Here is a 21,923-nt window from a genome sequence, read left to right on the forward strand (position 1 = left end):
CTTTGTGTCTGTCAGGGATTTTCCTTAAAGATTGAGTAAACTTTCACATTAGTTACTTAGAGAAAGTGTGAACTTTTTTGACTATTTAAGCAGTCTTAAAATTGTTCTTTTTTTATTGGTACGTAAGTAAAAACCCTAATTATTCCTATATTAATTAAGACTGTTTCATAATATTAGTTATTGAATGAACGATCGCCCTTGTATTTTCTCCTTTTTTGCTGGTTCAGGATTTCTAGATTTAGGTTTTGAAACTAGCGGTTTTAATATTGTTTACGTCAATGAAATTTTTTCACAATTCATGGCAGCATACCGTTATTCACGGCAGATTCTCAATCTGCCGTTGCCAGAATACGGGTATTATGACGGAGAAGCAGGAGATGTAACCCAACTTCTCGAAGGTTCACAAATACAACATCTTTGCGAGTTAGTACAAGACTGCCGTAAATCTAATAATATTGTGGGTTTCATTGGCGGGCCTCCCTGTCCTGATTTTTCGATTGGCGGTAAAAATAGAGGAAGTCTAGGAGATAATGGCAAGCTTTCCGCTTCTTATGTTGAATTAATTTGCCGAAATCTCCCAGATTTCTTTTTATTTGAGAACGTTAAGGGGTTGTGGAAAACGACAAAACACCGTTTATTTTTTGAATCACTCAAGAAACAATTACTAGAAGCAGGCTATATCTTAACAGAGCGGTTAATCAATGCTATTGAATATGGTGTGCCCCAGGATAGAGAAAGAATTATTCTTATTGGTTTACGAAATAATTTTATCAAGGATATAGGAATAGAAATCGTTAGTGGTAATTTCCTCACTAAAAGAACTTTTCCTTGGAAAAATCACATTTTATATCCTCAAGAAAATGTTTTTTCTTACCCTTGGCGTAAGTGCGATCCCTTCCAAGAAAATTCTATAATACCTTGTCCTGAAGATATCCCTCAAGAATTAACAGTTGAATACTGGTTTATAAAAAATAATGTGCTGAAGCATCCTAATGCTGAAAACTATTTTCAACCAAGGGCAGGTATAACAAGATTTGCTGCTATTGATGAAGGAGATGATTCTAAAAAGTCTTTTAAGCGACTTCACCGATGGCGTTACTCTCCAACAGCTTGCTATGGAAATAATGAAGTACATTTGCATCCCTATAAAATCCGGCGGATTTCTGTAGCGGAAGCTTTAGCTATCCAATCTTTGCCTGAAAATTTTGTACTTCCAGAGAATATGTCGCTCACGAATATGTTTAAAACTATTGGTAATGGCGTACCATATTTAGCATCAAAAGCGTTAGCTCAAACTATTATTGACTTCTTCGGAACTAGTGTAAAAAATGCTGTTAATATTTCTAACCTTACTATGCCTAATGTCAACTTAAACACTTATACTAATTCCGCAACATCTATAAAGCCGATATCCAAAATAAGTTAGCACTTTATTTTCAGGATAAACTCGTAATAAATATGGTTTAATATATATATAAGAAATGTTTTAATTTTTTATAAAGTTTAATAATCAATTACTGGCAGCAGACACGATGGCAGCAGACTATCCAGATATTGATATTGCGCCATTTATCGATCACGCCCTGTTAACGCCAACAGCTACTCCAGAGCAGGTTCAGCAGTGGTGTGAAGAAGCATACAGATTTAATTTTGCGGCCGTTTGCTTGTATCCCACCTATGTCAAACAAGCAGTCGAACTCCTGCACGGCAAAAACCCGAAAGTGTGTACTGTTATTGGCTTTCCTTCTGGTGCGACGACTTCAGCAGTGAAACTTTATGAGGCTCAAGAAGCGGCGGATAATGGGGCCACTGAGCTGGATGTGGTGATGAATTTGGGCTGGTTGAAAGCTGGTAAAACTGAAGAAGTCCACCGCGAAATTGCCGAAATTTGTGAAGAGACTGGGCAAACTATCAAAGTAATTTTGGAAACCAATCTGCTGACAGATGCGGAGAAAAAAATAGCTGCTGAAATAGCTATGGAGGCGGGGGCAGCTTTCTTAAAAACTAGTACAGGTTGGAATGGTGGTGCAACAGTGGCAGATGTGCGATTTTTGCAGGAATTGGCAAAAGAAAGGGTGGGAATTAAAGCTGCGGGTGGTATCCGCACCATCGATCAAGCTCTAGACTTAATCGTAGCGGGTGCTACTAGATTAGGCACATCTCGCGGTATCGATTTGATCCGCCAGCGCGATAACCTGGGAAAAGGTGAATAGTCATTTGTTTCTCCTCTTACGCTGTCGGTACTTTATGTCATTTGTCCAAAGTCGAAAACCTAATGACTAATGACCAATGACCAATGACTAACGACTAATGACTAATGAGTAGAACCTACAAAGCAACCGGAATTAATCTTAAAACTCAGGTGCTGGGAGAATCAGATAAAATAGTGACGATTTTGACACTAGAATTCGGTCTGATTCGAGCAGTGGCTCCAGGAGCACGTAAACATAACTCCAGCTTGGGCGGCAGGAGTGGTATGTTTGTTGTGAATGAACTATTGATCGCGAAAGGGCGATCGCTTGATAAAATTACTCAAGCACAGACGTTAAAAACTTATCCTGGTTTAGCTAAAGATTTGGGAAAATTGGCTGCTAGCCAATATTTAGCAGAAATAGTCCTCTCTCAAGCTTTGAGCGAACAACCCCAAGAAGAACTTTATGAGTTGTTCAATGAACATCTCCATCGCTTAGAAGCCTTGTCTAGTACAAATGCATCTGGTGTTTTAGCTCATCTGGCTCATGGGGTGTTTCACCTTTTAGCCTTAGCAGGAGTAACGCCGCAAGTGCAAGTATGCTGCTTATCTGGGCGCTCCCTCAAGCCAGACTTTGCAGACCCCAATTGGCAGGTAGGATTTAGCATACCTGCGGGAGGAACGATTTGCTTAGAAACTAGGGAACGTTTACGAAAAGAGGGAGAGAGAGGTATAGGGGGTCCCGAGTTCCCCATGCCCCATGCCCAAACAGTTGTTGTACATCGACAAGAAATGCCTGTGATTTCTTGCCGTCTAGGTTCTATGGAACTGGCTTTGCTTCAACATCTGTCACAACCAGAGATAATGCAAATTGATGGTGCTAGAGACCATAACTGGTTATCTGTTGAGCAGATTTTGCGCCAGTATGCTCAATATCAATTAGGTCGCCCTATTCGCTCTGCTACCTTGATCGACTCTTATTTTGCTGCCAACCATGATGCAACCATCTGATTTGGATAAAAAAATCCTGCCTTTGTCACCAAGCCTCGCCAAAAAACAGAATAGGGTATCAGATCCTACAGTCAGGAATCACTTGAGTGCCGTTTCAAAGTGTACACCTAGTCAAATCAATAGCCAAGAAATATCCCCAAAAGAGGTTTCTAAAAACGATCGCAATGGGACAGCCCAGACCCCAAAAACTGATGTTTCAAGTGAATCAGAAATAGAATCTGAGAACAAGTTAACCTCTGCCCAAGCAGATGGAAATGGACAAAGTTTGCCAGTAGCCACTACCTCAGAAAAAGAACCACCAAACTTAGATGGATCTGGTTCAGGTGGAGAATCTATTACAGGGAATGTAAAACAGCAAGGGTTTTTGCCTGTATTAAAAAACCCCAATTTTCTGGCTCTTTGGGGCGGTCAAGTTTTCTCCCAACTAGCAGATAAAGTCTATTTGGTGCTGATGATTGCTTTGATTAATACTCAGTTTCAGGCTAGCAATCAGAGTATTAGTGGCTGGGTGTCAGTCTTGATGATGGCTTTTACGATTCCAGCCGTACTATTTGGTTCCGTCGCTGGTGTGTTTGTTGATCGCTGGTCAAAAAAGGCTGTGCTAGTAGCAACGAATATTTGGCGTGGTATCCTAGTTTTGTCAATTCCCTTTCTGTTGTGGTTGACTCATGACTGGAAACCCATAGGAATGTTGCCAGTAGGTTTTTTAATCATCTTAGGTGTGACTTTTTTAGTTTCCACACTGACGCAGTTTTTTGCACCAGCAGAACAAGCCGCAATTCCTTTAATTGTAGAAGAAGAGGATTTACTCTCGGCAAATTCCCTTTATACGACAACGATGATGGCATCGGTGATTGTTGGGTTTGCTGTTGGGGAACCGTTGTTAGCGATCGCAGATCGACTTTGGTCGCAAATTGGTGGTAGCGGTAGTTTGGGCAAAGAACTTTTAGTAGGTGGTAGTTATGCGATCGCTGGACTAATTTTATTCCTCCTGGCAACTAAGGAAAAACACCACCACCCCGATACAGAATTCCCTCACGTATTTTCTGATTTGCGAGATGGTTTTGCCTACCTCAAAGCAAATCATCGTGTCCGTAATGCTTTGCTTCAGTTAATTATATTGTTTTCTGTGTTTGCAGCATTAACTGTTTTAGCCGTTCGCATGGCAGAAATAATTCCCAATATGAAAGCCTCCCAGTTCGGCTTTTTACTAGCAGCCGGCGGTGTTGGCATCGCTGCGGGAGCAACAATTCTCGGTCAATTTGGTCAACGCTTCTCCTATACTCAACTAAGTTTGTATGGTTGTATGGGCATGGCAGCATCCCTGATTGGTTTATCAATATTTACAACCCAACTATGGCTAGTCTTGTTACTGGTGGCCCTATTAGGTATCTTTGGGGCTCTAGTGGGTATTCCCATGCAAACAGCGATCCAAACAGAAACACCTCCAGAAATGCGTGGTAAAGTTTTTGGTTTACAAAATAATGTAATTAATATCGCCCTCTCCTTACCTTTGGCATTAGCAGGAGTAGCAGAAACCTTTGTGGGACTACAGGCAGTTTTTTTGGGATTAGCAGCGATCGTCTTTTCAGGAGGTATATTAACCTGGTATAACTCACATAAGTAGTTATCAGCTAAGAGGACTTATTATTGATTACCTTGACGTAATTAATAATTTACTTAAAGCTTTTGTGTTCATGCTAAACTATGGTCAGTGAAAATTTATCATATACTTGTGGGATATCAATCTGACATTAGTCAGAATAAGTTGTTTAACTATTAGAAATTAACAACTTATAAGTAAAATAAATAAAGCTATCAATTCACTGGTTTAATCAGCTTTAAATAAGCTTTTTAAACCATAGTTTTGTGGCAATTTTTAATAAATATAAATCAGCAAGTATAGGTAAATAAAATCACAAAGGGTACACAAATAATAGCTCAAACCCGCTTTTCTTACAGCTAAATAAAGAATGCGTATAGCCTGGATTGGAAAAAAATCACCCTTTTGCGGCAATGTCACCTACAGTCGAGAAATTACAAATGCTTTGCTAGACAGGGGACATCAAGTTAGCTTTCTTCACTTCGCCCAGGAAGAGTCTGAACCTGACAATTGGCCAAATCTTCGAGAGGTTTCTCTGCCTTTCATTTACAAGTCTCAGGTTTACACAATCCCCACTTTTAAAGCGACCAAACTTTTAACTGAGTCGTTGCGGGAAATCAAACCAGATGTAGTCCATGCTTCTTTGACGTTATCTCCTCTAGACTTTTTTCTACCGGAAATCTGTGAGGAATTGAGATTGCCCCTAATTGCCACTTTTCACACACCGTTTGCTGGTAAGGGAGCAAAGCTGATATCGGGAACACAACTTTTGGCTTATCAGCTTTACGCACCTTTTTTAGTTAACTACGATCGCGTGATTGTATTTTCCCAAATACAGCGAGAATTATTAGCAGGGATGGGCGTAAGGGAAGAAAATATTGCCGTAATTCCCAATGGTGTTGATACCGTTAAGTATTCTCCAGGATTTTCCCAAATCAAAGCGGAATTTAAAGCCGAACGCTTGTTTGTTTATCAGGGGCGCATAGCACCAGAAAAAAATGTCGAAGCGCTCCTTCGGGCTTGGAAGCAGTCTGCAATGGAGCCTGGTACTAAGTTGCTAATTGTTGGCGACGGCCCTTTAAAGTCTTCTTTAGAGCCTTTTTATGGTTCCGAATACGGCATTATCTGGTTGGGATTTGTTGCTGATGAAGACCGACGCATCGAAATTTTACGGGGCGCAGATGTATTTGTTTTGCCTTCATTAGTAGAGGGTTTGTCCCTATCTTTATTAGAAGGAATGTCGTGCGGGTTGGCTTGTTTAGCAACCGATGTGGGTGCAGATGGAGAAGTATTGGAAAAGGGCGCAGGTGTAGTTATTAGTACTAAAACAGCGCGATCGCAATTAAAAACCCTCTTGCCCGTGTTGCAAGACCATCCAGAGTTAACAACCTTACTAGGGCATAAAGCCAGACAGCGTGTATTAGACCGCTATACCCTCAGTAAAAATATTACTCTGCTGGAAGAACTTTATAAAGAAGTTTTAGCACAACGACCTCTACCCTTAAGTCGTAGAGCATAGGGAAAGGGAAGAAGTGCGATCGCACTGCAAGTTATCAGATGGCAATGAGTGCGATCGGGTAAAATACAAATACCTAACTAAGAATTCTTTTACCAGTTTTACAAGGCTATCTAAAGTTAAAAGAATGAAGTATCACGCAAGTCAGATAAAGGTGATAAATATCCCTGACTTAGAGCAGCTAGAAGATGGGAAGTGCTGCCGAACATACGTCTATTGCTTCACAAATCCGTTGCCCGAACAAACCGTTATTGACGAAATTGCAAATAGTTTGGAGAAGAGATTCACCTTTTCAAAGGAAGTATATGAGATTCCTGAAGATATTGAAATTTGTGCATCTATTTTCATAGAGCGTTTACAAGATGACGAAGCCAAAGTTCGTGTTTTGACAAATCAACCGGAAGAAGTTTGCGTTTACATATTTGGGATATCGACTCTGCCACGCAAAATTGAGGAAAGGTTTGGAGTTGTACAGTCGATTCAGGGGGAACAGCGAGAGACTTGGATTACTGACAGACAGTAGGGTATTATCTATCGATCAATTAATCTTTGAATTGTCTACTAAAGACCATCCTAAACTGGTTGGCTGTTCATAAACTCGCTTTAGAGTATTTACATCTCTGGCAGAAATAGGCGACGGGTTACGAACTTGGGAAAAGTATAAAGCATCTGTTTGTAGCGGACTGTGACCCCAAATTCCTAGCGCATGACCGAATTCGTGGCGGCTAGCTGCAACGAGATACTCACCTATTTGACTAGGACTTAACAAGATAGTGAAGCGGTGGGATAAAACATTGTTGCTGGTGTATAACTCGTAAGTAGTTTGTGCCGATCGCGCACGGGGTATATTACTACCAGGAGAAATTTGTAAAGGTGGAACTTTTCGTGCGATCGTAATATCAGCAATTTCTGGCTGTTCGACTATTGTTAAAGGTAAATAAGTACTCCACTCGTGTACACCCTGTAAGACACCGTTAATCCATACTTGAGCTTGTTTTTCATTAACAGCTTTTGGTGGTTCTACGTAAACTTGAATAGGAAACTGTGACCAGACTAAATAACCAACTTGGGTTGTTGTGATTTGGGAAAAGTAGTCACCACTGTTAGTACTATCTTGCCACTGTGCAAGTGTAGGCGGTAAGGGATGGGATTTTGGTGGAGATGAGGGGAGAGAAATTATTAAGTCTGAATATACAAATGTTGGTATTTTTGTCAATCCACCACTTGACTGAAGATTAGTAAAAATAATTAATAGCCCTGTGCCAAGAAAAAAGGCAAGGGCTGTAATTAACCGTCGTGAAATTAAATTTATTAGGGTGGTAAGGTGTTGGGTTATTTTCCCCATTGACCTATCCTTATTTAGGCAGCCAACCGGCACTTAAAACCACTGTCAAACCGAGAAAAATTACTGTCAATGCCCAAGTAATTCGGTTTAAGGTGTTTTCTGCACTTTTGGTACTGCTAAATAGCTGGGCTTGCCCACCAATGGCTCCAATCCCATCACCTTTGGGGCTATGCAGTAAAACCAAGATAATCAAACCAGTGGCGGAAAACGCCCAAATACCTTGCACAATATTAGTAACTGTCATGGTAGCAATCTCATTTATAAAAAATTTCAAAAACACGATTCAGAATTCAGAAGTTAGGAGTTTTTAGTAAACTCCTAACTCAGGATTCACAAATCTTTTACAGCCCTACTTGCACGGGGGTGCGAGTGCGTTGCAACTCATAATCTGCTGTTTTCAGCAGCGATCGCCCGGTCATTTCTGGTGGCTGAGGCAGCTGTAAAATCTCTAGAATTGTGGGGGCAATGTCGGATAGCTTGCCATCGGTTCGCAGTTCGACATTTGTGCCATATCCAGGGATTTTGACTTTCTCGCCTTCTACCAAGATCAAGGGGACTGGGTTAGTGGTGTGGGCTGTCCAGGGATTACCCCCATCATCTAGCATATACTCAGCGTTGCCATGATCGGCAGTAATAATTGTTGTACCACCGGCTTTGATAACGCTCTCTAATAGGCGACCCAAACAGCGATCGACTGTTTCAATTGCTGTAATGGTAGCGTCGATTTGACCAGTATGCCCTACCATGTCTGGGTTGGCATAGTTAATCACAACTAAAGAATACGTACCCTTTTGAATCGCAGTAGCAGCAACATCTGTAACTGCTGCTGCTGACATCGCTGGGGCGCGATCATAAGTAGCTACCATCGGGCTGCTTACTAATTCCCGATCTTCTCCAGCAAAAGGTTCCTCCAGACCCCCATTAAAGAAATAGGTGACGTGGGCGTATTTTTCGGTTTCGGCGGTGCGGAACTGATTCAGACCGTGATTGGCTATGACTTCTCCCAGAATGTTACTGAGATTCTGAGGCTCAAAGGCTACAGCTACGGGTAAGTCTGAATCGTACTGTGTAAACGTGACAAAAGATAGCGGTGTGATTTGCTGTCTTTCAAAACCAGTAAATGTGGGACTGACCAAAGCTTGAGTCAGTTGTCTGGAGCGATCGGGGCGGAAGTTGAAAAATATCACCCCATCCCCTGGTTGTATTGCGCCGGGAGCAATTCGGATTGGGTTGACAAATTCATCTTTTATCCCTTGGTCGTAAGATGCTTGCAAGACTTCCACAGCCTTGAGACCATTACCAACACTATCTTGTATCATCATGTCGTAGGCGCGTTTGACCCGATCCCAGCGGTGATCGCGATCCATCGCGTAGTAGCGACCGCTGAGGGTGACTATGCGCCCAATTCCTGTGCGGTCTATATAATCTTGCAGCAGTGTGATCGATCTTATACCGTCAGTTGGGGCGGTGTCACGACCATCAGTAATGGCATGAATACAAACTTCTGGAATTCGCTGGTCTTTGGCTAAGTCAAGTAGTCCGAATAGATGGGTGATATGCGAATGTACCCCTCCCTCAGAACAAAGCCCGACTAGATGCAGCTTACTATTCCGAGAACGAACTTCCTGGCAAATTTTGACGAGTGCTGGGTTTAAGGCAATAGAACCGTCTTCAACCGCATCGGAGATGCGTACAAGTTCTTGCGGTACCACTCGCCCAGCACCAATGTTCAAATGACCAACTTCAGAGTTGCCCATTTGACCTTCTGGCAACCCTACGGCTTTTCCTGATGTGCGGATGAGTGTATGCGGGTAAGCTGCCCATAAACTGTCCATAATGGGAGTTTTAGAAGCAACAATAGCGTTTCCTCGCTTTTCCTCGCAGTAGCCCCATCCGTCTAAAATGACTAGCACCACAGGAGCAACAGGTGCTTTGGTCATAGTAAAATTGCCCTTTACTTTTTGTAATACCCGAATGATACCACTGCTAATCCACGCTGCAAGAGAATTTCTCTTATTATGAATTACTTTATAGTTTTTTTAGAATTTTCTTAATCTTAAGAAATGTTGTGTATGTTGTTGTGATATTTACATTTAGTGATTAGTCTAGTACTAGCAATAAAGTACTACTACTAGACTAACTGCATCATTTTTGTTTTGCAGTAGCTTTAGCAGCATCCAAAAATAAGTGGATCAAAAATGAATATTTAATCATCTTCTAAAAGCTCTTTAGCAGTCTCATCCAGTCTCTTGTTTGCATTATCACAGAAGTTGAAAAATAATTTGCTTACAACTCCAGAGCTAAGTCCAACAGCTGTTGTCGCTGCTGCTGCCGATACATTTTCCAGGCAAACTGATACAGCAGTTACAACACCAAGTATAGTAGTTGCTGTTGCTAGGCTAATAGCTAGGTTAAAACTTGCACTGGCTTGTCGAGAACGTTCTCGATACCAATCTAGTGAAATATCCTTTGGCTGCACTTCTATGTTAGTTTTAGATTGTCTGTTCATTTGATTTGTGAAAAAGTAGGTTTTTTTGAAAGTCTGCAAGGTAGCTGCGAACTACCCAGCAGGTTGATGAAGGCTAGCCCTACAAATAGGCTGCCATCTTCTAAATACCACTTTAAGTCAGTAGTGTTTAATAACCTGCCTGGAAGCTGCAAACTAACGGGCAGGTTTTAACATACTGAAAACTCTCAACTAGAGAATCCTAGCTTAAGAATTATTGTGATTGTAATAGTACAATCAGTAGCAATACTTAAGTAAAAATGAGAATGACCGTATATAGAGTGCTTCAAAAAGCCTTTTTACTTTCTAATACCCGAATGATAGCACTCCTAATCCACGCCGCAAGTGAATTTTTGCTTATTAACTTCTTTTATGAAGAACTTGCGGTTTTTTGAAATTTTTTTGAAATTTTAGTAGTTTTTCTATGATGTTTTAGGACGCTAATAAAGGAGCGATCACTTAGTAGTAGCGTTTTAGCACTACTACTAAGGTAGTATCCAATCCTTTATTTCCTTTTGGTGGATGCCTTTGCAGCTTTTTTAGCAGCTTTTTCGGCTTCGATCGCAGCTAACTTTGCTTGTTCTTTTTCTTCAGCAATTTTCTGGAGATAGTAATGATAGTCTCCTAAGTAAACGCGGAATTCACCATCACGAATTTCTACGATTTTATTTGCTACTTGAGAAATAAAATAGCGATCGTGGGAAACTACAATTGCCGTCCCATCATAATTTTTGAGCGCTTCTTCCAGCATTTCTTTAGCTGGAATATCTAAGTGATTTGTCGGCTCATCTAAAATTAGTAAGTTCGCGGGACGTAAAAGCATTTTTGCCAACGCCAGACGAGCTTTTTCTCCTCCACTTAATGCCCCAACCGCCTTAAATACAGTATCACCAGTGAATAAGAAGCGTCCCAAAAGCGTGCGGACTTCTTGGTTATCCCAATCTGGAACTTCATCATGGATAGTTTCCATGACAGTTTTCTTCAAGTCCAAGGCTTCAGCTTGATTTTGCTCAAAGTAACCAGGGATAACGTTGTGATCCCCTAATTGAACACTACCTTCTGTGGGTGCTTCCATACCCATAATTACGCGCAGAAGGGTAGATTTCCCAGCACCATTGGGGCCAAGAAATGCAATGCGATCGCCCCTTTCAATTAGGAGATTTGCTGCCAAAAACAAGATTTTATCACCATAAAGATGAGTTAAATCTTTAATGTCCACTACCTCACGTCCACTGCGGGGTGCAGGCGGAAAACGGAAGTGGAGAGTTCTTACACCGGCAATGGGTGCTTCAATACGTTCAATTTTGTCGAGTTGCTTTTCCCGGCTTTTCGCTTGGGTACTACGGGTAGCACTGGCGCGGAATCTATCAACAAAGGTTTGCTGTTTCTCTAATTCTTTCTGTTGACGTTCGTAAGCACTAAGCTGTGCTGATTGACTTTCGGCTTTTTGTTCTAAATATGCTGAGTAGTTACCAAGGTAGGTACTAGAAACGCCACGTTCAGTTTCCACAATTTGGGTGCAAAGGCGGTCAAGGAATTCCCGGTCATGGGAGACTATTACCATTGGCGTAATCAGCCCTCTGAGGTAATTTTCCAACCACTCAATGGTTTCTAAATCTAGGTGGTTAGTCGGTTCATCCAGCAGCAACAAGTCGGGTTTTTGCAGGAGAATTTTACCCAAACTCATCCGCATTTGCCAACCACCACTGAAGGCACTGACGAGGCGATCGCCATCTTCTAGCCCAAACCCCATCTCTGGTAAGATTTTCCCAATGCGTGCATCTAAGTTGTAGCCATCCAAGGCTTCAAATTTGCGCTGCAAGCGATCCAACTTGTCGATCAGTCGATCCAGTTCATCTGGGTTAGCCGTTTCCATCTCTTGCGGAATGTGTGCCAGAGATAACTGTACTTCGTTGGCTTCTTTAAAGACAGTCCAAAATTCTTCTCTAACGGTGCGAGTGGGGTCTACTTCAAACTCTTGGTTGAGGTAGGCTATATGTAAGCTATTAGGACGAATGATTTCGCCGGCGGTGGGTTCCATTTCCCCAGAGATGATTTTGAGTTGGGTTGATTTTCCAGCACCGTTGACACCGACTAAGCCAATGCGATCGCCTGGTTTAACTTCCCAGTTGATATCTTTGAGAACTTCGCCTGTGGGATAAATTTTACTTATATGTTCTAGTCGCAGCATTAAGTTTCTCTCAGGTAGGGAGTGGGTGGTTGAGGACGAAGTACTAACACCGCCTCTAATATTAACAAAAATTAACTATAAATTCGTCGCGATCAAGTCTGAAAGCCGCAAACCAAATTTGGCTTGAGCCACGGATAAAATTTACCACATCTATCTCAAGGCTGGCTTTGTGTTACTTGTCTAACTTCTTCGACACTCAAATCTAACGCCTGTGCTACTTGTTCTACAGTCAACACTGCTGCTAACATTGCGTGGTACTGCTTTTAGTTTCCCTTGAAACTTACCTTGTTCAACACCTTCTTGAAAGGCTTCCTGATAAAATCTGGTTTGCTTTAACTCGCTTAAGCTAAACATTTGCTCGATCTCCTCCCTACTCATTGTGGGAAACTTGTAAGCCAAAATAGTCTCTATAAATTGTAATAATTGCTGCTATTTTGGTGGTGAGCTAATCTCTGACTTGGTTCTGTCTATCAACTCCCTTGCTTGTGCGATCGCTATGTCGTCGGTTGCAATTACTAATTTAGCAGTTGCAATGCCAAGTGGAAGCGATGCAGCCTCACCTAATTCATCCAAATAAATACGCCTGATGCGCCCACTTGTGAGAAACTCATGGTAATGTTTGATACTGCCTGTATCTACATTCCTGTTTGGGTATAAAACCACAGCACCCCAGTCAACCCCTTCGGGGAATTCAAAATTCAAAATTACAAATTTATAACTTCAAATAAAATATCAGGGAATTCTTGAAACAGGCGATAAAAGATGATGTCTGTTTTCACAACTTTATATCAATTGAAAATTTTGATTTGCTCTTCATGTGTTGCTTGATTCTTCCGAACCATCTCGCACTTTCAGCAATTGCTCTTTCGGCATCCCTAATATCCGTGAAAGGGGCGCTAACAAACTATCATCAAATGCTTGTCCAGCATAAATATTATTCAGTTCTGTGGGAGATAATTTAAAGGTATCGCAGAATTTAGCAAACTCCTGGTTACTCAAGTCAAGCTCTTTTTGTCTATCTTGAAGTAAAACTGCGATCGCTCTAATTCCATGCTTGGGACGCTCACTAGTTTTTACATATTTTTCCATTAAATAATATACTTTTCTGGTATCGCCTCCCAGTTTTTTAATTAAATCGGTACAAGCCATTTTTAGAGCTTTCTTTAAAACTTCTTCTTCGTTTAAAATTTTAATTATTTCATTGGCATAATCTGGTTTAAAAAATCCCACCAAATTCCCTTGATGATAAATTGGTATATAAGGATTGTTCGTTTGAACTTGCCAATCTAAAGGCTCATTGCGTAGCGACATAGCTGCACCCCTAAATATTTTAAGATTGCACCATTTTAAAACCATTTATTGCTTAACTGCCAATAAAATTACCCTAGTTCTGGCGATTAGAAATCGCAGCTATACAGACAAAAAAGGTTTGTCCATAGAGTTGAATCTTGACAGCAAGAAACCACAAGCTAGTTTGATCCGATTTTGCGCTAAATCGCCCTTAAAAAATTTAATTACAAATTACAAATATATTTAACTGGCCTTCGCCTCATCTCCAGACGCTTCAGCCACAGCCGCCAATCTATCTGCCGCAGCTTGCACAATTTGAGCTACTTGGGCCAAAGGCATGTGCTGAATTTGTCTCAGAATCAGACTCAAATCTGAGGTTTCTGAAATTGGCTTACCATCAATGCAGCTGATTAACTCTTCCATTGTGTAGCCTGCTTTCGATGCGATTTGAGCCAAATTTTCTGTATCTGGAACCTTCACACCTTTTTCCCACATCTGAACAGCAGTAGCAGATACTCCCAAAAGCTTACCAAAGGCTCGCTGACTCATTGAACCGCGAGCTAGTTTAATGATTTCAATCAGTTTTTGTTTGCTTTCGATCTTCACTGCTTATATAGCTAGCCAACTTTATTTACAAGTTTACTTTCAATAATACAAGTTTACTTTTATATTGACAGCCTTGTGTTTTAGTACTAAACTATATCTCTGGTTGTAAATCGGCAACTATAGGCATCAAGCTAGTAGAATAATCCATCTATCTTTAATCAACCCAAAAAACTTAGTTTGCTACGGCGCTTGTGCTAGTAGCTAGACTTTGCTGCGAAGAAATAATATCGAAGGTGCATCATGTTTCGCAAGCCACGCAAAATTAACCAATATCGCCGCAAAGGTAAAAATCTGATAGCCACTAATAAAATTAAACCAGAAAAGTGGAACATTTCTGAAGCAGAAACCAAAGAAGCCTTAAAGGTTAAAGGCTACGATGTTCAGCAAATCAAAAAAATCCACCTTCTGAAGCATCAAGTGTGTATTTCCTACTGGGATGCAAAAGGAAATATGTGCAGCAGCTTTTTTAGCTACCGGATTTTTGCGCGTTGGCAAGAAGAAGCCCAAAAGCTAATTTATACCTGTCAAACTCTGAAGGACTGGGCGAAGCTAAATTACGTTATGAAGTACGAATTTATCTATTACCATTATCCCAGTGAAATGGAAGATGCACTCCACACTATATTAGAAAACCACCTGTGTATGTTAAAAGCAACAGTACAACAAGTGGTTTTACAAGAACATTAACAACAAAAATTAGTTAGCGGCGGAAGTCGCTAACTCCGCGAGACGTTCTTGTTGGTCTAGAGATATACAAGATTGGATAAGCGTCTCTAAATCACCATCCAAAACAGGGTTAAGAGAATAATTCTGACCTAAGCGGTGATCGGTAGCGCGGTTATCTTTATAATTATAGGTGCGAATTTTTTCCGATCGCGATCCAGTACCAACTTGCGATCGCCGCATGGAAGTTACAGCTGCTTGTTGTTCGCCTAACTTGATGTCATACAACTTCGCCCGCAGAATTTGCATTGCCCGTTCTTTGTTTTGTAACTGGCTGCGTTCTTCTGTACAGAAAATCCGAATCCCTGTCGGTTTGTGCATCAAGTCAACGGCTGTTTCCACCTTGTTGACGTTTTGTCCACCAGCACCGCCAGAACGGGCTGTAGTCATTTCAATATCTTTCGGGTCAATGTGAATTTCCACATCATCCACCTCTGGCATAATCGCTACGGTAGCTGTAGAAGTATGAACCCGTCCCCCAGATTCAGTTGCCGGCACGCGCTGCACGCGATGCACTCCAGCTTCAAACTTTAACTGGCTGTAAACGTCATTACCTTTAATTTCTAGAATGACCTCTTTCCAGCCACCCATTTCTCCTTTAGATTCGCTCACTAGAGAAACTTTCCAACCTTGAGTCTGGGCATAGCGGGTGTACATCTGCATCAAATCGCCAGCCCAAATGCTTGCTTCATCGCCACCAGTACCAGCGCGAATTTCCAACATGATATTCTTTTCATCATTGGGGTCGCGTGGTAGCAGTAAGACTTTCAAGCGAGACTCTAAATATTCTATTTTTTCTTCAAGTTCCTTTACTTCCAGCGATGCCATTTCTTGCAACTCTGGATCGCTCGCAGATTCTTTGTAAACTTGACGCGCTCCAGTCAAGTCTTCTTGGGCTGCTTTCCAAGTTTCATAAGTATTAACTACTTCTTCTAAAGAAGAACGAGACTTAGCAATTTCTTGATACTCATCAGGATTGCTAGCGGTATCGGGGTCGCCAAGACGACGTGTTAACTCATTAAAGGTTTGTTCAACGGATTTTAGTTTGTCCAGTAAGTATGATTCAGCCATGACGAGTGCGATCGCTCCTTAAAAAATAACAAATTGGCTCGAGCATATAAATGACAATCGACCCAGCTGATGCAGGGCCGTCGTTAACAGCAGAGCCAACCCGCTACTTTTTGGTTTGTTCGTCGCCAGATGTTTGAGTGCTGCTCATACCGTACTTACGGAGGAAGCGCTCTACTCGACCTTCAGTGTCAATAATCTTCTGAGTGCCAGTATAAAAGGGGTGGTTTCCAGACCAAACATCTACGTGCAATTCTGGCTTTGTAGAGCCAATGGTCATAACAACTTGACCGTTGCAGTAAACTTTAGCATCTGGATACCATTTGGGATGAATATCAGATTTAGCCATTGTTCTTTGTGGGATTGAATCTATATAAATTATAACTTTCAGGTTTCAATTGGGGTTAAGGATTAGGGACTGGGGACTAGGGATTGGGGACTGGGAAAGATGTAAATAAACAACGGACTTTTCCCAATACCCAATTATCAATATCTAATCTCCAATACCCAGTACCCAGTACCCAATACCCAGTCCCCAATCGCTTAACGCTTAGAGTACTGAGGTGCTTTCCGGGCTTTATGTAAACCATATTTCTTCCGCTCTTTTGCTCTGGGATCGCGAGTCAAATAACCTTCGGTTTTCAAAGGTGGGCGGTTGTCTGGGTCTAGTTGGCATAAAGCACGAGCAACTCCCAAACGGACAGAATCAGCCTGTCCGGTCAAGCCACCGCCTTCTGCTTTCACCAAAATGTCATATTCGTTTTCTAATCCCAGAGTTTCCAGAGGAGCTTTGATCACTCCTAGGTAGTTGGGATTGAATTGGAAATACAAGTTTCCATCTTTACCGTTCACAGTCAGTTGACCGGTGCCTGGAACCAAGCGTACCCGTGCTACTGCGTTCTTCCGGCGGCCAGTACCCCAGTATACGGCGCGACCGCTATTGGCATCTGCTACTACCATTAATTTTCTTCTCCAGGAATTGTACTAACTTTTAGTTCTTTAGGTTGTTGAGCATCGTGGGGATGGGTAGGTCCAGCGTAGACTTTCAGCTTGGTGAACAACTGCTTACCCAGGCTATTCTTAGGTAGCATACCTTTAACAGCCTGTTCTAAGATTCGCTCTGGTACGCGCTGTTGCAGTTTAGCGAAAGTTTCCGTTTTCATCCCACCAGGACGACCAGAATGGCGACGGTAAAGCTTTTGAGTGCGCTTTTTGCCTGTGACTGCGACTTTCTCGGCATTGATGACGATTACGAAGTCACCTGTATCCAAGTGGGGTGTATATTCGGGTTTATTTTTGCCTCTTAAAACCTGGGCAATTTCGCTGGCGAGGCGACCGAGGCGTTTATCGGTGGCATCCACTATGTACCACTCACGCTCAATCGACGCTTGAGAAGGAAGGTATGTTTTAACTGTTGTCATTTGATTATTTGTCCTTTGTCATTTTTGATTTGTCATTAGTCATTTGTCTTTTGTCATTTATTATTCACTAATGACCAATGACTAATGACTCTTGACTAGTGACGAACTTTGGTAAGGTATCGTACCAAATCTCTTTTGAAAAGGGGAAATCGGGATAGCCGACTCGCAACAAGCACAAGCCTTGAGGCGGGGCGGCGTGTTTTACTTCTTCCCGGCGTTGTTCTTTCCAAAGCTCCGTGAAACTAGAAAGTGTCCGCTGTCCAGAACCTACTTGCACCAACATCCCTACCAACAGCCGTACCATGCCATACAAAAATCCATCTGCCTGTATTTCAATATGGATAAATGGCCCACTGCGACGACACTCTGCTGCTTGCACCTCTACCCAGGAATGCGATCGCTTTGAGCCTGCACGGTGAAAAGCAGCTAAGTGATGCTTTCCCAAGAGAGGTTTCAAGGCAGCTTGAATTAAAGATTCATCCAGGGGTGCATAATAATAATGCCAACTGAAGGGTCTTACAAACAAGTTAAGCCGATCTTCAGTGTATATTGTGTAGCGATATCGTCGATAGGCTGCACTAAAGCGGGCGTGCCAACGATTATCTACACTAGCTGAAGCCCTGATTAATATATCTGGCGGCAGATAGCTGTTGAGGATTGTTGCCCACTTGTGAGGCGGAATTAAACCTGTAGCTTCAAAATGGGCTACTTGAGCAGCAGCATGAACTCCAGAATCGGTTCGTCCAGCACCATGTAGTGTTACATGATGCCCAAGAATAGTCGCGATCGCTATTTCTATCTCTTCCTGGACTGTCCGCTGTTTTTTTTGCCGTTGCCAGCCATGAAAATGAGTGCCTAGGTATTGAATTACCAAGGCTACTCGATGAGTTTGTGTCGGCTGGGGGCTTTCTAACATACAGATTTTGTCCTTTGTCATTTGCCAGTTGTCCTTTGTTATTCACTAATGACTAATGACCAATGACTAAATGACTTAAACCAATTCAATTATTGCCATTTTTGCATTATCGCCCCGACGCGGTACGGTATGCAGGATGCGGGTATAACCGCCCTGACGATTACCATATCGAGTTGGAACTTGCTCAAATAGAGCGTGAACCAATTGTTTGTCGAAGATATAGCCAAGGGCTTCACGGCGTGCTGCCAGGGAGCCATTTTTAGCTAGAGTGATCATTTTTTCCACTTCACTTCGCAGAACTTTCGCTCTAATTAAAGTGGTGGTGATCTTACCATGACGGATCAGCTCGGTGGTGAGCGATCGCAGTAAAGCACGGCGTTGATCGGCTGGTTTACTGAGTTTTTTGACGCGACAACGGTGACGCATAATTATGCACTATGTAATTATGAAGGTTTTTCTTAAGGGTGTTTAGAGCCTCTTTCCATTGGCAGGGTGATGCCTAAGCGACGCTGCAAAGCTTCCACAACTTCTTCTGCTGACTTCTGCCCAAAGTTCTTAATTTCTAAGAGGTCTTCTTGGGTATAATCCAACAAATCTGCCACAGAGTTAACTTGTGCCCGTTTGAGACAGTTATATGCCCGCACAGAAAGTTGCAACTCTTCGATGGGTATCTGGGCAGTTGGGTCGTCTGGAATATCGGAACCTGTATCTGTTGGTTCTAGGGAGATGTCTTTCAACGGGTTGAATAAATCTACCAAGATCCCAGCAGCAGAAGATAGTGCTTCTTGAGGAGAAATACTGCCATTTGTCCAAACTTCCAACAGTAGTCGGTCTTTTGGAATCAAGCCTTCCCCACGAGATTCTTCAACACTATAATTGACTTTTCGCACCGGCATAAATATCGAGTCGATTTGGAGAAAGTCTAACGATGTAGCTTCCTCACGTCCTCGTTCAACGGTGCGATAGCCTTTGCCTTTCTCGATCCGAAATTCCATTTCTAGCTTTCCACCCTCAGCGATGGTGGCTACATACTGAGTCGGATCGATAACTTCTACTTCACTGGGTAAATCAAAATGTGCCGCAGTAATTGTTGTCGGGCCGCTAACGAGTAATCTACCAATCTGAGGCTGTGAGGAATAATTTTTGAGGATAACTTCCTTCATTTTCATGAGGATTTCCAGTACATCTTCCCGCACGCCCGGAACTGTGGCAAACTCGTGTGAAACACCTGCAATCCGCACTGCTGTAACTGCTGTACCTTCTAGGTTAGACAGTAAAACCCGCCGCAGTGCGTTACCAACTGTTGTTCCTTGACCGCGTTCTAGAGGTTCCAGAACAAATTTACTGTAATGGTTCCGACTTTCTTCAGTATTCGACTCTACACATTCAATCTGAAACTGCGCCACGGATGAGCCTCCCTTTTTCTAAGGTGCTGCTAGCAGACAAATCAATTGCCTCCCGAATTGAATTTATGTCCTGTAGGTTATAGGTCTATCAAACTATTAGTATGAGATTACGATATAGTTTGACGCTCCTATTGAGCTTTCAGGCGCTAATAATATTTTGGGTTCCCGAAGTTTAACAGCTTTCCTTACAGAAAAATCTGATTTGCTTTTGGTCGCCCAAGTTTTCACCCAATGACAGTTTGCACGTTATCCGCCCAATTGGTCATTGCAAGTAACTTTACTTTCTTTGGTTGTAGCTTATTGTCCTCAATGCCCAAATCCTAGTATTTAAACTCGGCGGCGCTTGGGTGGACGGCAACCATTGTGAGGAATGGGGGTAATATCCCGAATGAGTGTAATTTCCAGTCCTGCTCCTTGAAGTGCCCGGATAGCGGTTTCTCTACCTGCTCCTGGTCCACTGACCATTACCTCGATTTGGCGCATTCCTTGATCGATAGCTCTACGGGCTGCACTTTCAGCAGCTGTTTGCGCTGCAAAGGGAGTTCCCTTTTTTGCTCCCTTAAAACCGCTAGAACCAGCACTAGCCCAGGAGATGACATCTCCATTCTGATCGGTAATGGTGACAATGCTATTGTTGAAAGTAGACTGGATGTAGGCCATCCCACTGGGTACATTCCGTTTCTGCTTCTTGCTCCCGGATTTTTTAGTTGGTTGTCTCGCCATACTTGTTTTGTTGATTTAAGGTAAAACTTGCTGTGATTAGCAAGTGTTGCAAATTTATTTCCCTGGAGCCTTCTTCTTACCAGCCACTGTCTGCCTTCTACCTCGACGGGTTCTGGCATTGGTGCGAGTTCTTTGTCCTCTGACTGGTAAGCCCATACGATGACGACGACCTCTGTAAGTACCAATGTCAACTAAGCGCTTGATGTTCAAAGACTCCAAGCGCCGCAAGTCGCCTTCAACTTGATAGTTGGTTTCTATTTCGCCTCGCAGGGCTGTCACATCGGCATCACTTAAGTCCTTAACACGGGTGTCTGGGTTCACACCAGTAGCCGCTATAATTTCTTGAGCGCGTGATAAACCAATTCCATAGATATAAGTCAGACCGATTTCAACGCGCTTATCGCGTGGAAGGTCTACTCCGGCAATACGTGCCACAATGAACTCTCCCTATTGTTTTCGCAATTACTGTTGGTTGGAAAAACGTGATTAATCGCGTCTTTTCGTTTTTAATGATGATATGTGTGTACAACTCACCCTGTTGATCAGAGTGTTATCCTTGACGTTGCTTGTGCTTGGGGTTCACGCAGATCACCATAACGCGACCACGACGTTTGATGACGCTACATTTTTCACAGATTTTCTTGACTGAGGCTCTAACTTTCATGCCTTTTATTTTTTGACTCCAAATATTAAATCATAGCATTTTGAGGGAAAAAAATCCACTAAATTGACTAGCAAACAGTCAAAAAGATGGTTTTATGGTAAACTTCTCTACATCTACATATAGTTACTTGTTACGCAAGCGATAAGTAATTCTGCCTTTGGTCAATTCATGAGGAGCTAACTTTACCTTGACGCGATCGCCAGGTAAAATCTTGGTATATTGACTGTTCACGGGAAGATATGCCAAGACTAAATCCCCATTGTCTAATTGAACTCGAAACTTCTGAGCATTTTTTAATATTGAGCCATCATCCCTTTTAACTAGAAAGCTGTCACGAGATAATAACTCTGTAGCGCTGCCTTCCATTTGAATGGCTTCTGGCTTAGTCAATAATTTACTTACCTCCGATGAAGATTTTAGTTGCATTTACTTCTTACGCAAGCGGTAGGTGATTCGACCTTTGGTCAAGTCATAAGGAGTTAACTCTACCTTGACGCGATCGCCAGGCAAAATCTTGATATAATTGCGGCGAATCTTGCCGGAAATGTGAGCTAGCACGTTAAATCCATTGTCCAAGTCAACGCGAAACATGGCGTTGGGCAAGGACTCTGTAACCGTGCCTTCCATTTCAATCAAATCTTGCTTAGACAATTTGTTTTTTCCTCAACTCAACAATTTCGTGTTCAGTTGCAGCACTTCATCTGCAAGAGAACACATTTTAAGAAATATATCAACAGTTTATT

Annotated in this window: 26 protein-coding genes and 1 pseudogene; 7 read left to right on the top strand and 20 right to left on the bottom strand. The window is 42.2% G+C overall.

Annotation, left to right across the window (positions count from 1 at the left end; translation table 11 throughout):
* Positions 1 to 184 precede the first annotated feature (184 nt).
* The 6 genes from V7K42_RS14560 to V7K42_RS14585 all read left to right on the top strand — a co-directional run bounded on the left by V7K42_RS14560 (position 185) and on the right by V7K42_RS14585 (position 6,844).
* On the top strand, positions 185 to 1,426 hold the full coding sequence (locus tag V7K42_RS14560; protein ID WP_334917252.1) for a DNA cytosine methyltransferase: 1,242 nt from the start codon (positions 185 to 187) through the stop codon (positions 1,424 to 1,426).
* Positions 1,427 to 1,532: 106 nt separating this feature from the next.
* Complete coding sequence (gene deoC / locus V7K42_RS14565; RefSeq protein ID WP_334917254.1) at positions 1,533 to 2,213, top strand: deoxyribose-phosphate aldolase; 681 nt, start codon at positions 1,533 to 1,535, stop codon at positions 2,211 to 2,213.
* Between the two features lie 104 nt (positions 2,214 to 2,317).
* Positions 2,318 to 3,202 (top strand): DNA repair protein RecO, encoded by an 885-nt coding sequence (gene recO / locus V7K42_RS14570; RefSeq protein WP_334917256.1) that lies wholly within the window; start codon positions 2,318 to 2,320, stop codon positions 3,200 to 3,202.
* Positions 3,189 to 4,829, top strand: a complete 1,641-nt coding sequence (locus tag V7K42_RS14575; protein ID WP_334917361.1) for an MFS transporter — start codon at positions 3,189 to 3,191, stop codon at positions 4,827 to 4,829. Before recO ends, V7K42_RS14575 begins: the two co-directional genes overlap by 14 nt.
* 346 nt (positions 4,830 to 5,175) lie before the next feature.
* A complete protein-coding gene (locus V7K42_RS14580) occupies positions 5,176 to 6,324 on the top strand; it encodes a glycosyltransferase family 4 protein (protein WP_334917258.1) in 1,149 nt (382 codons plus the stop codon).
* 124 nt (positions 6,325 to 6,448) lie between these two features.
* The gene (locus V7K42_RS14585) at positions 6,449 to 6,844 is read left to right on the top strand and encodes a hypothetical protein (RefSeq protein ID WP_334917260.1); all 396 of its coding nucleotides are present in this window, start codon (positions 6,449 to 6,451) and stop codon (positions 6,842 to 6,844) included.
* 15 nt (positions 6,845 to 6,859) lie between these two features.
* Here the strand turns inward: V7K42_RS14585 and V7K42_RS14590 are convergent, their stop codons facing one another.
* The 8 genes and pseudogenes from V7K42_RS14590 to V7K42_RS14625 all read right to left on the bottom strand — a co-directional run bounded on the left by V7K42_RS14590 (position 6,860) and on the right by V7K42_RS14625 (position 14,259).
* Positions 6,860 to 7,666, bottom strand: a complete 807-nt coding sequence (locus V7K42_RS14590; RefSeq protein ID WP_334917262.1) for a peptidase — start codon at positions 7,664 to 7,666, stop codon at positions 6,860 to 6,862.
* Between the two features lie 10 nt (positions 7,667 to 7,676).
* Positions 7,677 to 7,910: a preprotein translocase subunit SecG gene (secG, locus tag V7K42_RS14595; protein ID WP_094328436.1), complete on the bottom strand. Its 234-nt coding sequence runs from the start codon at positions 7,908 to 7,910 to the stop codon at positions 7,677 to 7,679.
* A 97-nt stretch (positions 7,911 to 8,007) separates the two neighbouring features.
* Entirely contained in the window at positions 8,008 to 9,606 is a 1,599-nt protein-coding gene (gene gpmI, locus V7K42_RS14600) for a 2,3-bisphosphoglycerate-independent phosphoglycerate mutase (protein WP_334917264.1), read from the bottom strand.
* Positions 9,607 to 9,872: 266 nt separating this feature from the next.
* Positions 9,873 to 10,175, bottom strand: a complete 303-nt coding sequence (locus tag V7K42_RS14605) for a TRADD-N-associated membrane domain-containing protein (protein WP_334917266.1) — start codon at positions 10,173 to 10,175, stop codon at positions 9,873 to 9,875.
* 502 nt (positions 10,176 to 10,677) lie between these two features.
* Positions 10,678 to 12,363, bottom strand: coding sequence for an ABC-F family ATP-binding cassette domain-containing protein (locus V7K42_RS14610; RefSeq protein WP_334917268.1), 1,686 nt, complete (start codon positions 12,361 to 12,363; stop codon positions 10,678 to 10,680).
* Between the two features lie 155 nt (positions 12,364 to 12,518).
* Positions 12,519 to 13,142, bottom strand: a pseudogene (locus tag V7K42_RS14615) (Rpn family recombination-promoting nuclease/putative transposase).
* A gap of 34 nt (positions 13,143 to 13,176) precedes the next feature.
* The gene (locus V7K42_RS14620) at positions 13,177 to 13,674 is read right to left on the bottom strand and encodes a hypothetical protein (protein WP_334917270.1); all 498 of its coding nucleotides are present in this window, start codon (positions 13,672 to 13,674) and stop codon (positions 13,177 to 13,179) included.
* A 222-nt stretch (positions 13,675 to 13,896) separates the two neighbouring features.
* Complete coding sequence (locus V7K42_RS14625; RefSeq protein WP_094342463.1) at positions 13,897 to 14,259, bottom strand: helix-turn-helix domain-containing protein; 363 nt, start codon at positions 14,257 to 14,259, stop codon at positions 13,897 to 13,899.
* Positions 14,260 to 14,499: 240 nt separating this feature from the next.
* Here V7K42_RS14625 and V7K42_RS14630 point away from each other — a divergent pair, with 240 nt between their 5' ends.
* The gene (locus tag V7K42_RS14630) at positions 14,500 to 14,946 is read left to right on the top strand and encodes a hypothetical protein (RefSeq protein WP_334917272.1); all 447 of its coding nucleotides are present in this window, start codon (positions 14,500 to 14,502) and stop codon (positions 14,944 to 14,946) included.
* 9 nt (positions 14,947 to 14,955) lie between these two features.
* On the opposite strand, the gene prfA is transcribed toward V7K42_RS14630, so the two are convergent.
* The 12 genes from prfA to infA (V7K42_RS14690) all read right to left on the bottom strand — a co-directional run bounded on the left by prfA (position 14,956) and on the right by infA (V7K42_RS14690) (position 21,831).
* Positions 14,956 to 16,053: a peptide chain release factor 1 gene (gene prfA / locus V7K42_RS14635; RefSeq protein ID WP_334917274.1), complete on the bottom strand. Its 1,098-nt coding sequence runs from the start codon at positions 16,051 to 16,053 to the stop codon at positions 14,956 to 14,958.
* Positions 16,054 to 16,156: 103 nt separating this feature from the next.
* On the bottom strand, positions 16,157 to 16,399 hold the full coding sequence (gene rpmE, locus V7K42_RS14640) for a 50S ribosomal protein L31 (protein WP_292848128.1): 243 nt from the start codon (positions 16,397 to 16,399) through the stop codon (positions 16,157 to 16,159).
* 194 nt (positions 16,400 to 16,593) lie between these two features.
* Positions 16,594 to 17,010, bottom strand: a complete 417-nt coding sequence (gene rpsI, locus V7K42_RS14645) for a 30S ribosomal protein S9 (RefSeq protein WP_012410698.1) — start codon at positions 17,008 to 17,010, stop codon at positions 16,594 to 16,596.
* Positions 17,010 to 17,471 (bottom strand): 50S ribosomal protein L13, encoded by a 462-nt coding sequence (gene rplM, locus V7K42_RS14650; RefSeq protein ID WP_334917276.1) that lies wholly within the window; start codon positions 17,469 to 17,471, stop codon positions 17,010 to 17,012. The genes rpsI and rplM overlap by 1 nt, the downstream gene beginning before the upstream one ends.
* Positions 17,472 to 17,538: 67 nt before the next feature.
* On the bottom strand, positions 17,539 to 18,387 hold the full coding sequence (gene truA / locus V7K42_RS14655; RefSeq protein WP_334917363.1) for a tRNA pseudouridine(38-40) synthase TruA: 849 nt from the start codon (positions 18,385 to 18,387) through the stop codon (positions 17,539 to 17,541).
* Between the two features lie 75 nt (positions 18,388 to 18,462).
* A complete protein-coding gene (gene rplQ, locus V7K42_RS14660) occupies positions 18,463 to 18,813 on the bottom strand; it encodes a 50S ribosomal protein L17 (protein ID WP_094342458.1) in 351 nt (116 codons plus the stop codon).
* Between the two features lie 32 nt (positions 18,814 to 18,845).
* Positions 18,846 to 19,793, bottom strand: coding sequence for a DNA-directed RNA polymerase subunit alpha (locus V7K42_RS14665; protein WP_094328448.1), 948 nt, complete (start codon positions 19,791 to 19,793; stop codon positions 18,846 to 18,848).
* A 327-nt stretch (positions 19,794 to 20,120) separates the two neighbouring features.
* Positions 20,121 to 20,516 (bottom strand): 30S ribosomal protein S11, encoded by a 396-nt coding sequence (gene rpsK / locus V7K42_RS14670; protein ID WP_012410703.1) that lies wholly within the window; start codon positions 20,514 to 20,516, stop codon positions 20,121 to 20,123.
* 54 nt (positions 20,517 to 20,570) lie between these two features.
* The gene (gene rpsM, locus V7K42_RS14675) at positions 20,571 to 20,951 is read right to left on the bottom strand and encodes a 30S ribosomal protein S13 (protein WP_094328449.1); all 381 of its coding nucleotides are present in this window, start codon (positions 20,949 to 20,951) and stop codon (positions 20,571 to 20,573) included.
* 115 nt (positions 20,952 to 21,066) lie between these two features.
* Complete coding sequence (rpmJ, locus tag V7K42_RS14680; RefSeq protein WP_012410705.1) at positions 21,067 to 21,180, bottom strand: 50S ribosomal protein L36; 114 nt, start codon at positions 21,178 to 21,180, stop codon at positions 21,067 to 21,069.
* A 123-nt stretch (positions 21,181 to 21,303) separates the two neighbouring features.
* Positions 21,304 to 21,606, bottom strand: a complete 303-nt coding sequence (gene infA, locus V7K42_RS14685) for a translation initiation factor IF-1 (RefSeq protein ID WP_442938569.1) — start codon at positions 21,604 to 21,606, stop codon at positions 21,304 to 21,306.
* On the bottom strand, positions 21,607 to 21,831 hold the full coding sequence (infA, locus tag V7K42_RS14690) for a translation initiation factor IF-1 (RefSeq protein ID WP_006276978.1): 225 nt from the start codon (positions 21,829 to 21,831) through the stop codon (positions 21,607 to 21,609).
* Positions 21,832 to 21,923: the final 92 nt, after the last annotated feature.

The sequence above is a fragment of the Nostoc sp. genome, assembly GCF_036917455.1.
Classification (GTDB): Bacteria; Cyanobacteriota; Cyanobacteriia; order Cyanobacteriales; family Nostocaceae; genus Nostoc.

What these genes read in the sequence shown, in the direction of transcription:
- V7K42_RS14590 (WP_334917262.1), bottom strand. Translation starts at nt 7,666, where the DNA reads ATGGGGAAAATAACCCAACACCTTACCACCCTAATAAATTTAATTTCA.
- deoC (WP_334917254.1), top strand. Translation starts at nt 1,533, where the DNA reads ATGGCAGCAGACTATCCAGATATTGATATTGCGCCATTTATCGATCAC.
- rpmE (WP_292848128.1), bottom strand. Translation starts at nt 16,399, where the DNA reads ATGGCTAAATCTGATATTCATCCCAAATGGTATCCAGATGCTAAAGTT.
- rplM (WP_334917276.1), bottom strand. Translation starts at nt 17,471, where the DNA reads ATGACAACAGTTAAAACATACCTTCCTTCTCAAGCGTCGATTGAGCGT.
- secG (WP_094328436.1), bottom strand. Translation starts at nt 7,910, where the DNA reads ATGACAGTTACTAATATTGTGCAAGGTATTTGGGCGTTTTCCGCCACT.
- V7K42_RS14605 (WP_334917266.1), bottom strand. Translation starts at nt 10,175, where the DNA reads ATGAACAGACAATCTAAAACTAACATAGAAGTGCAGCCAAAGGATATT.
- infA (WP_442938569.1), bottom strand. Translation starts at nt 21,606, where the DNA reads ATGCAACTAAAATCTTCATCGGAGGTAAGTAAATTATTGACTAAGCCA.
- V7K42_RS14585 (WP_334917260.1), top strand. Translation starts at nt 6,449, where the DNA reads ATGAAGTATCACGCAAGTCAGATAAAGGTGATAAATATCCCTGACTTA.
- truA (WP_334917363.1), bottom strand. Translation starts at nt 18,387, where the DNA reads ATGTTAGAAAGCCCCCAGCCGACACAAACTCATCGAGTAGCCTTGGTA.
- prfA (WP_334917274.1), bottom strand. Translation starts at nt 16,053, where the DNA reads ATGGCTGAATCATACTTACTGGACAAACTAAAATCCGTTGAACAAACC.
- V7K42_RS14630 (WP_334917272.1), top strand. Translation starts at nt 14,500, where the DNA reads ATGTTTCGCAAGCCACGCAAAATTAACCAATATCGCCGCAAAGGTAAA.
- V7K42_RS14575 (WP_334917361.1), top strand. Translation starts at nt 3,189, where the DNA reads ATGCAACCATCTGATTTGGATAAAAAAATCCTGCCTTTGTCACCAAGC.
- rpmJ (WP_012410705.1), bottom strand. Translation starts at nt 21,180, where the DNA reads ATGAAAGTTAGAGCCTCAGTCAAGAAAATCTGTGAAAAATGTAGCGTC.
- rplQ (WP_094342458.1), bottom strand. Translation starts at nt 18,813, where the DNA reads ATGCGTCACCGTTGTCGCGTCAAAAAACTCAGTAAACCAGCCGATCAA.
- gpmI (WP_334917264.1), bottom strand. Translation starts at nt 9,606, where the DNA reads ATGACCAAAGCACCTGTTGCTCCTGTGGTGCTAGTCATTTTAGACGGA.
- V7K42_RS14620 (WP_334917270.1), bottom strand. Translation starts at nt 13,674, where the DNA reads ATGTCGCTACGCAATGAGCCTTTAGATTGGCAAGTTCAAACGAACAAT.
- V7K42_RS14560 (WP_334917252.1), top strand. Translation starts at nt 185, where the DNA reads ATGAACGATCGCCCTTGTATTTTCTCCTTTTTTGCTGGTTCAGGATTT.
- V7K42_RS14610 (WP_334917268.1), bottom strand. Translation starts at nt 12,363, where the DNA reads ATGCTGCGACTAGAACATATAAGTAAAATTTATCCCACAGGCGAAGTT.
- V7K42_RS14580 (WP_334917258.1), top strand. Translation starts at nt 5,176, where the DNA reads ATGCGTATAGCCTGGATTGGAAAAAAATCACCCTTTTGCGGCAATGTC.
- rpsK (WP_012410703.1), bottom strand. Translation starts at nt 20,516, where the DNA reads ATGGCGAGACAACCAACTAAAAAATCCGGGAGCAAGAAGCAGAAACGG.
- rpsI (WP_012410698.1), bottom strand. Translation starts at nt 17,010, where the DNA reads ATGGTAGTAGCAGATGCCAATAGCGGTCGCGCCGTATACTGGGGTACT.
- recO (WP_334917256.1), top strand. Translation starts at nt 2,318, where the DNA reads ATGAGTAGAACCTACAAAGCAACCGGAATTAATCTTAAAACTCAGGTG.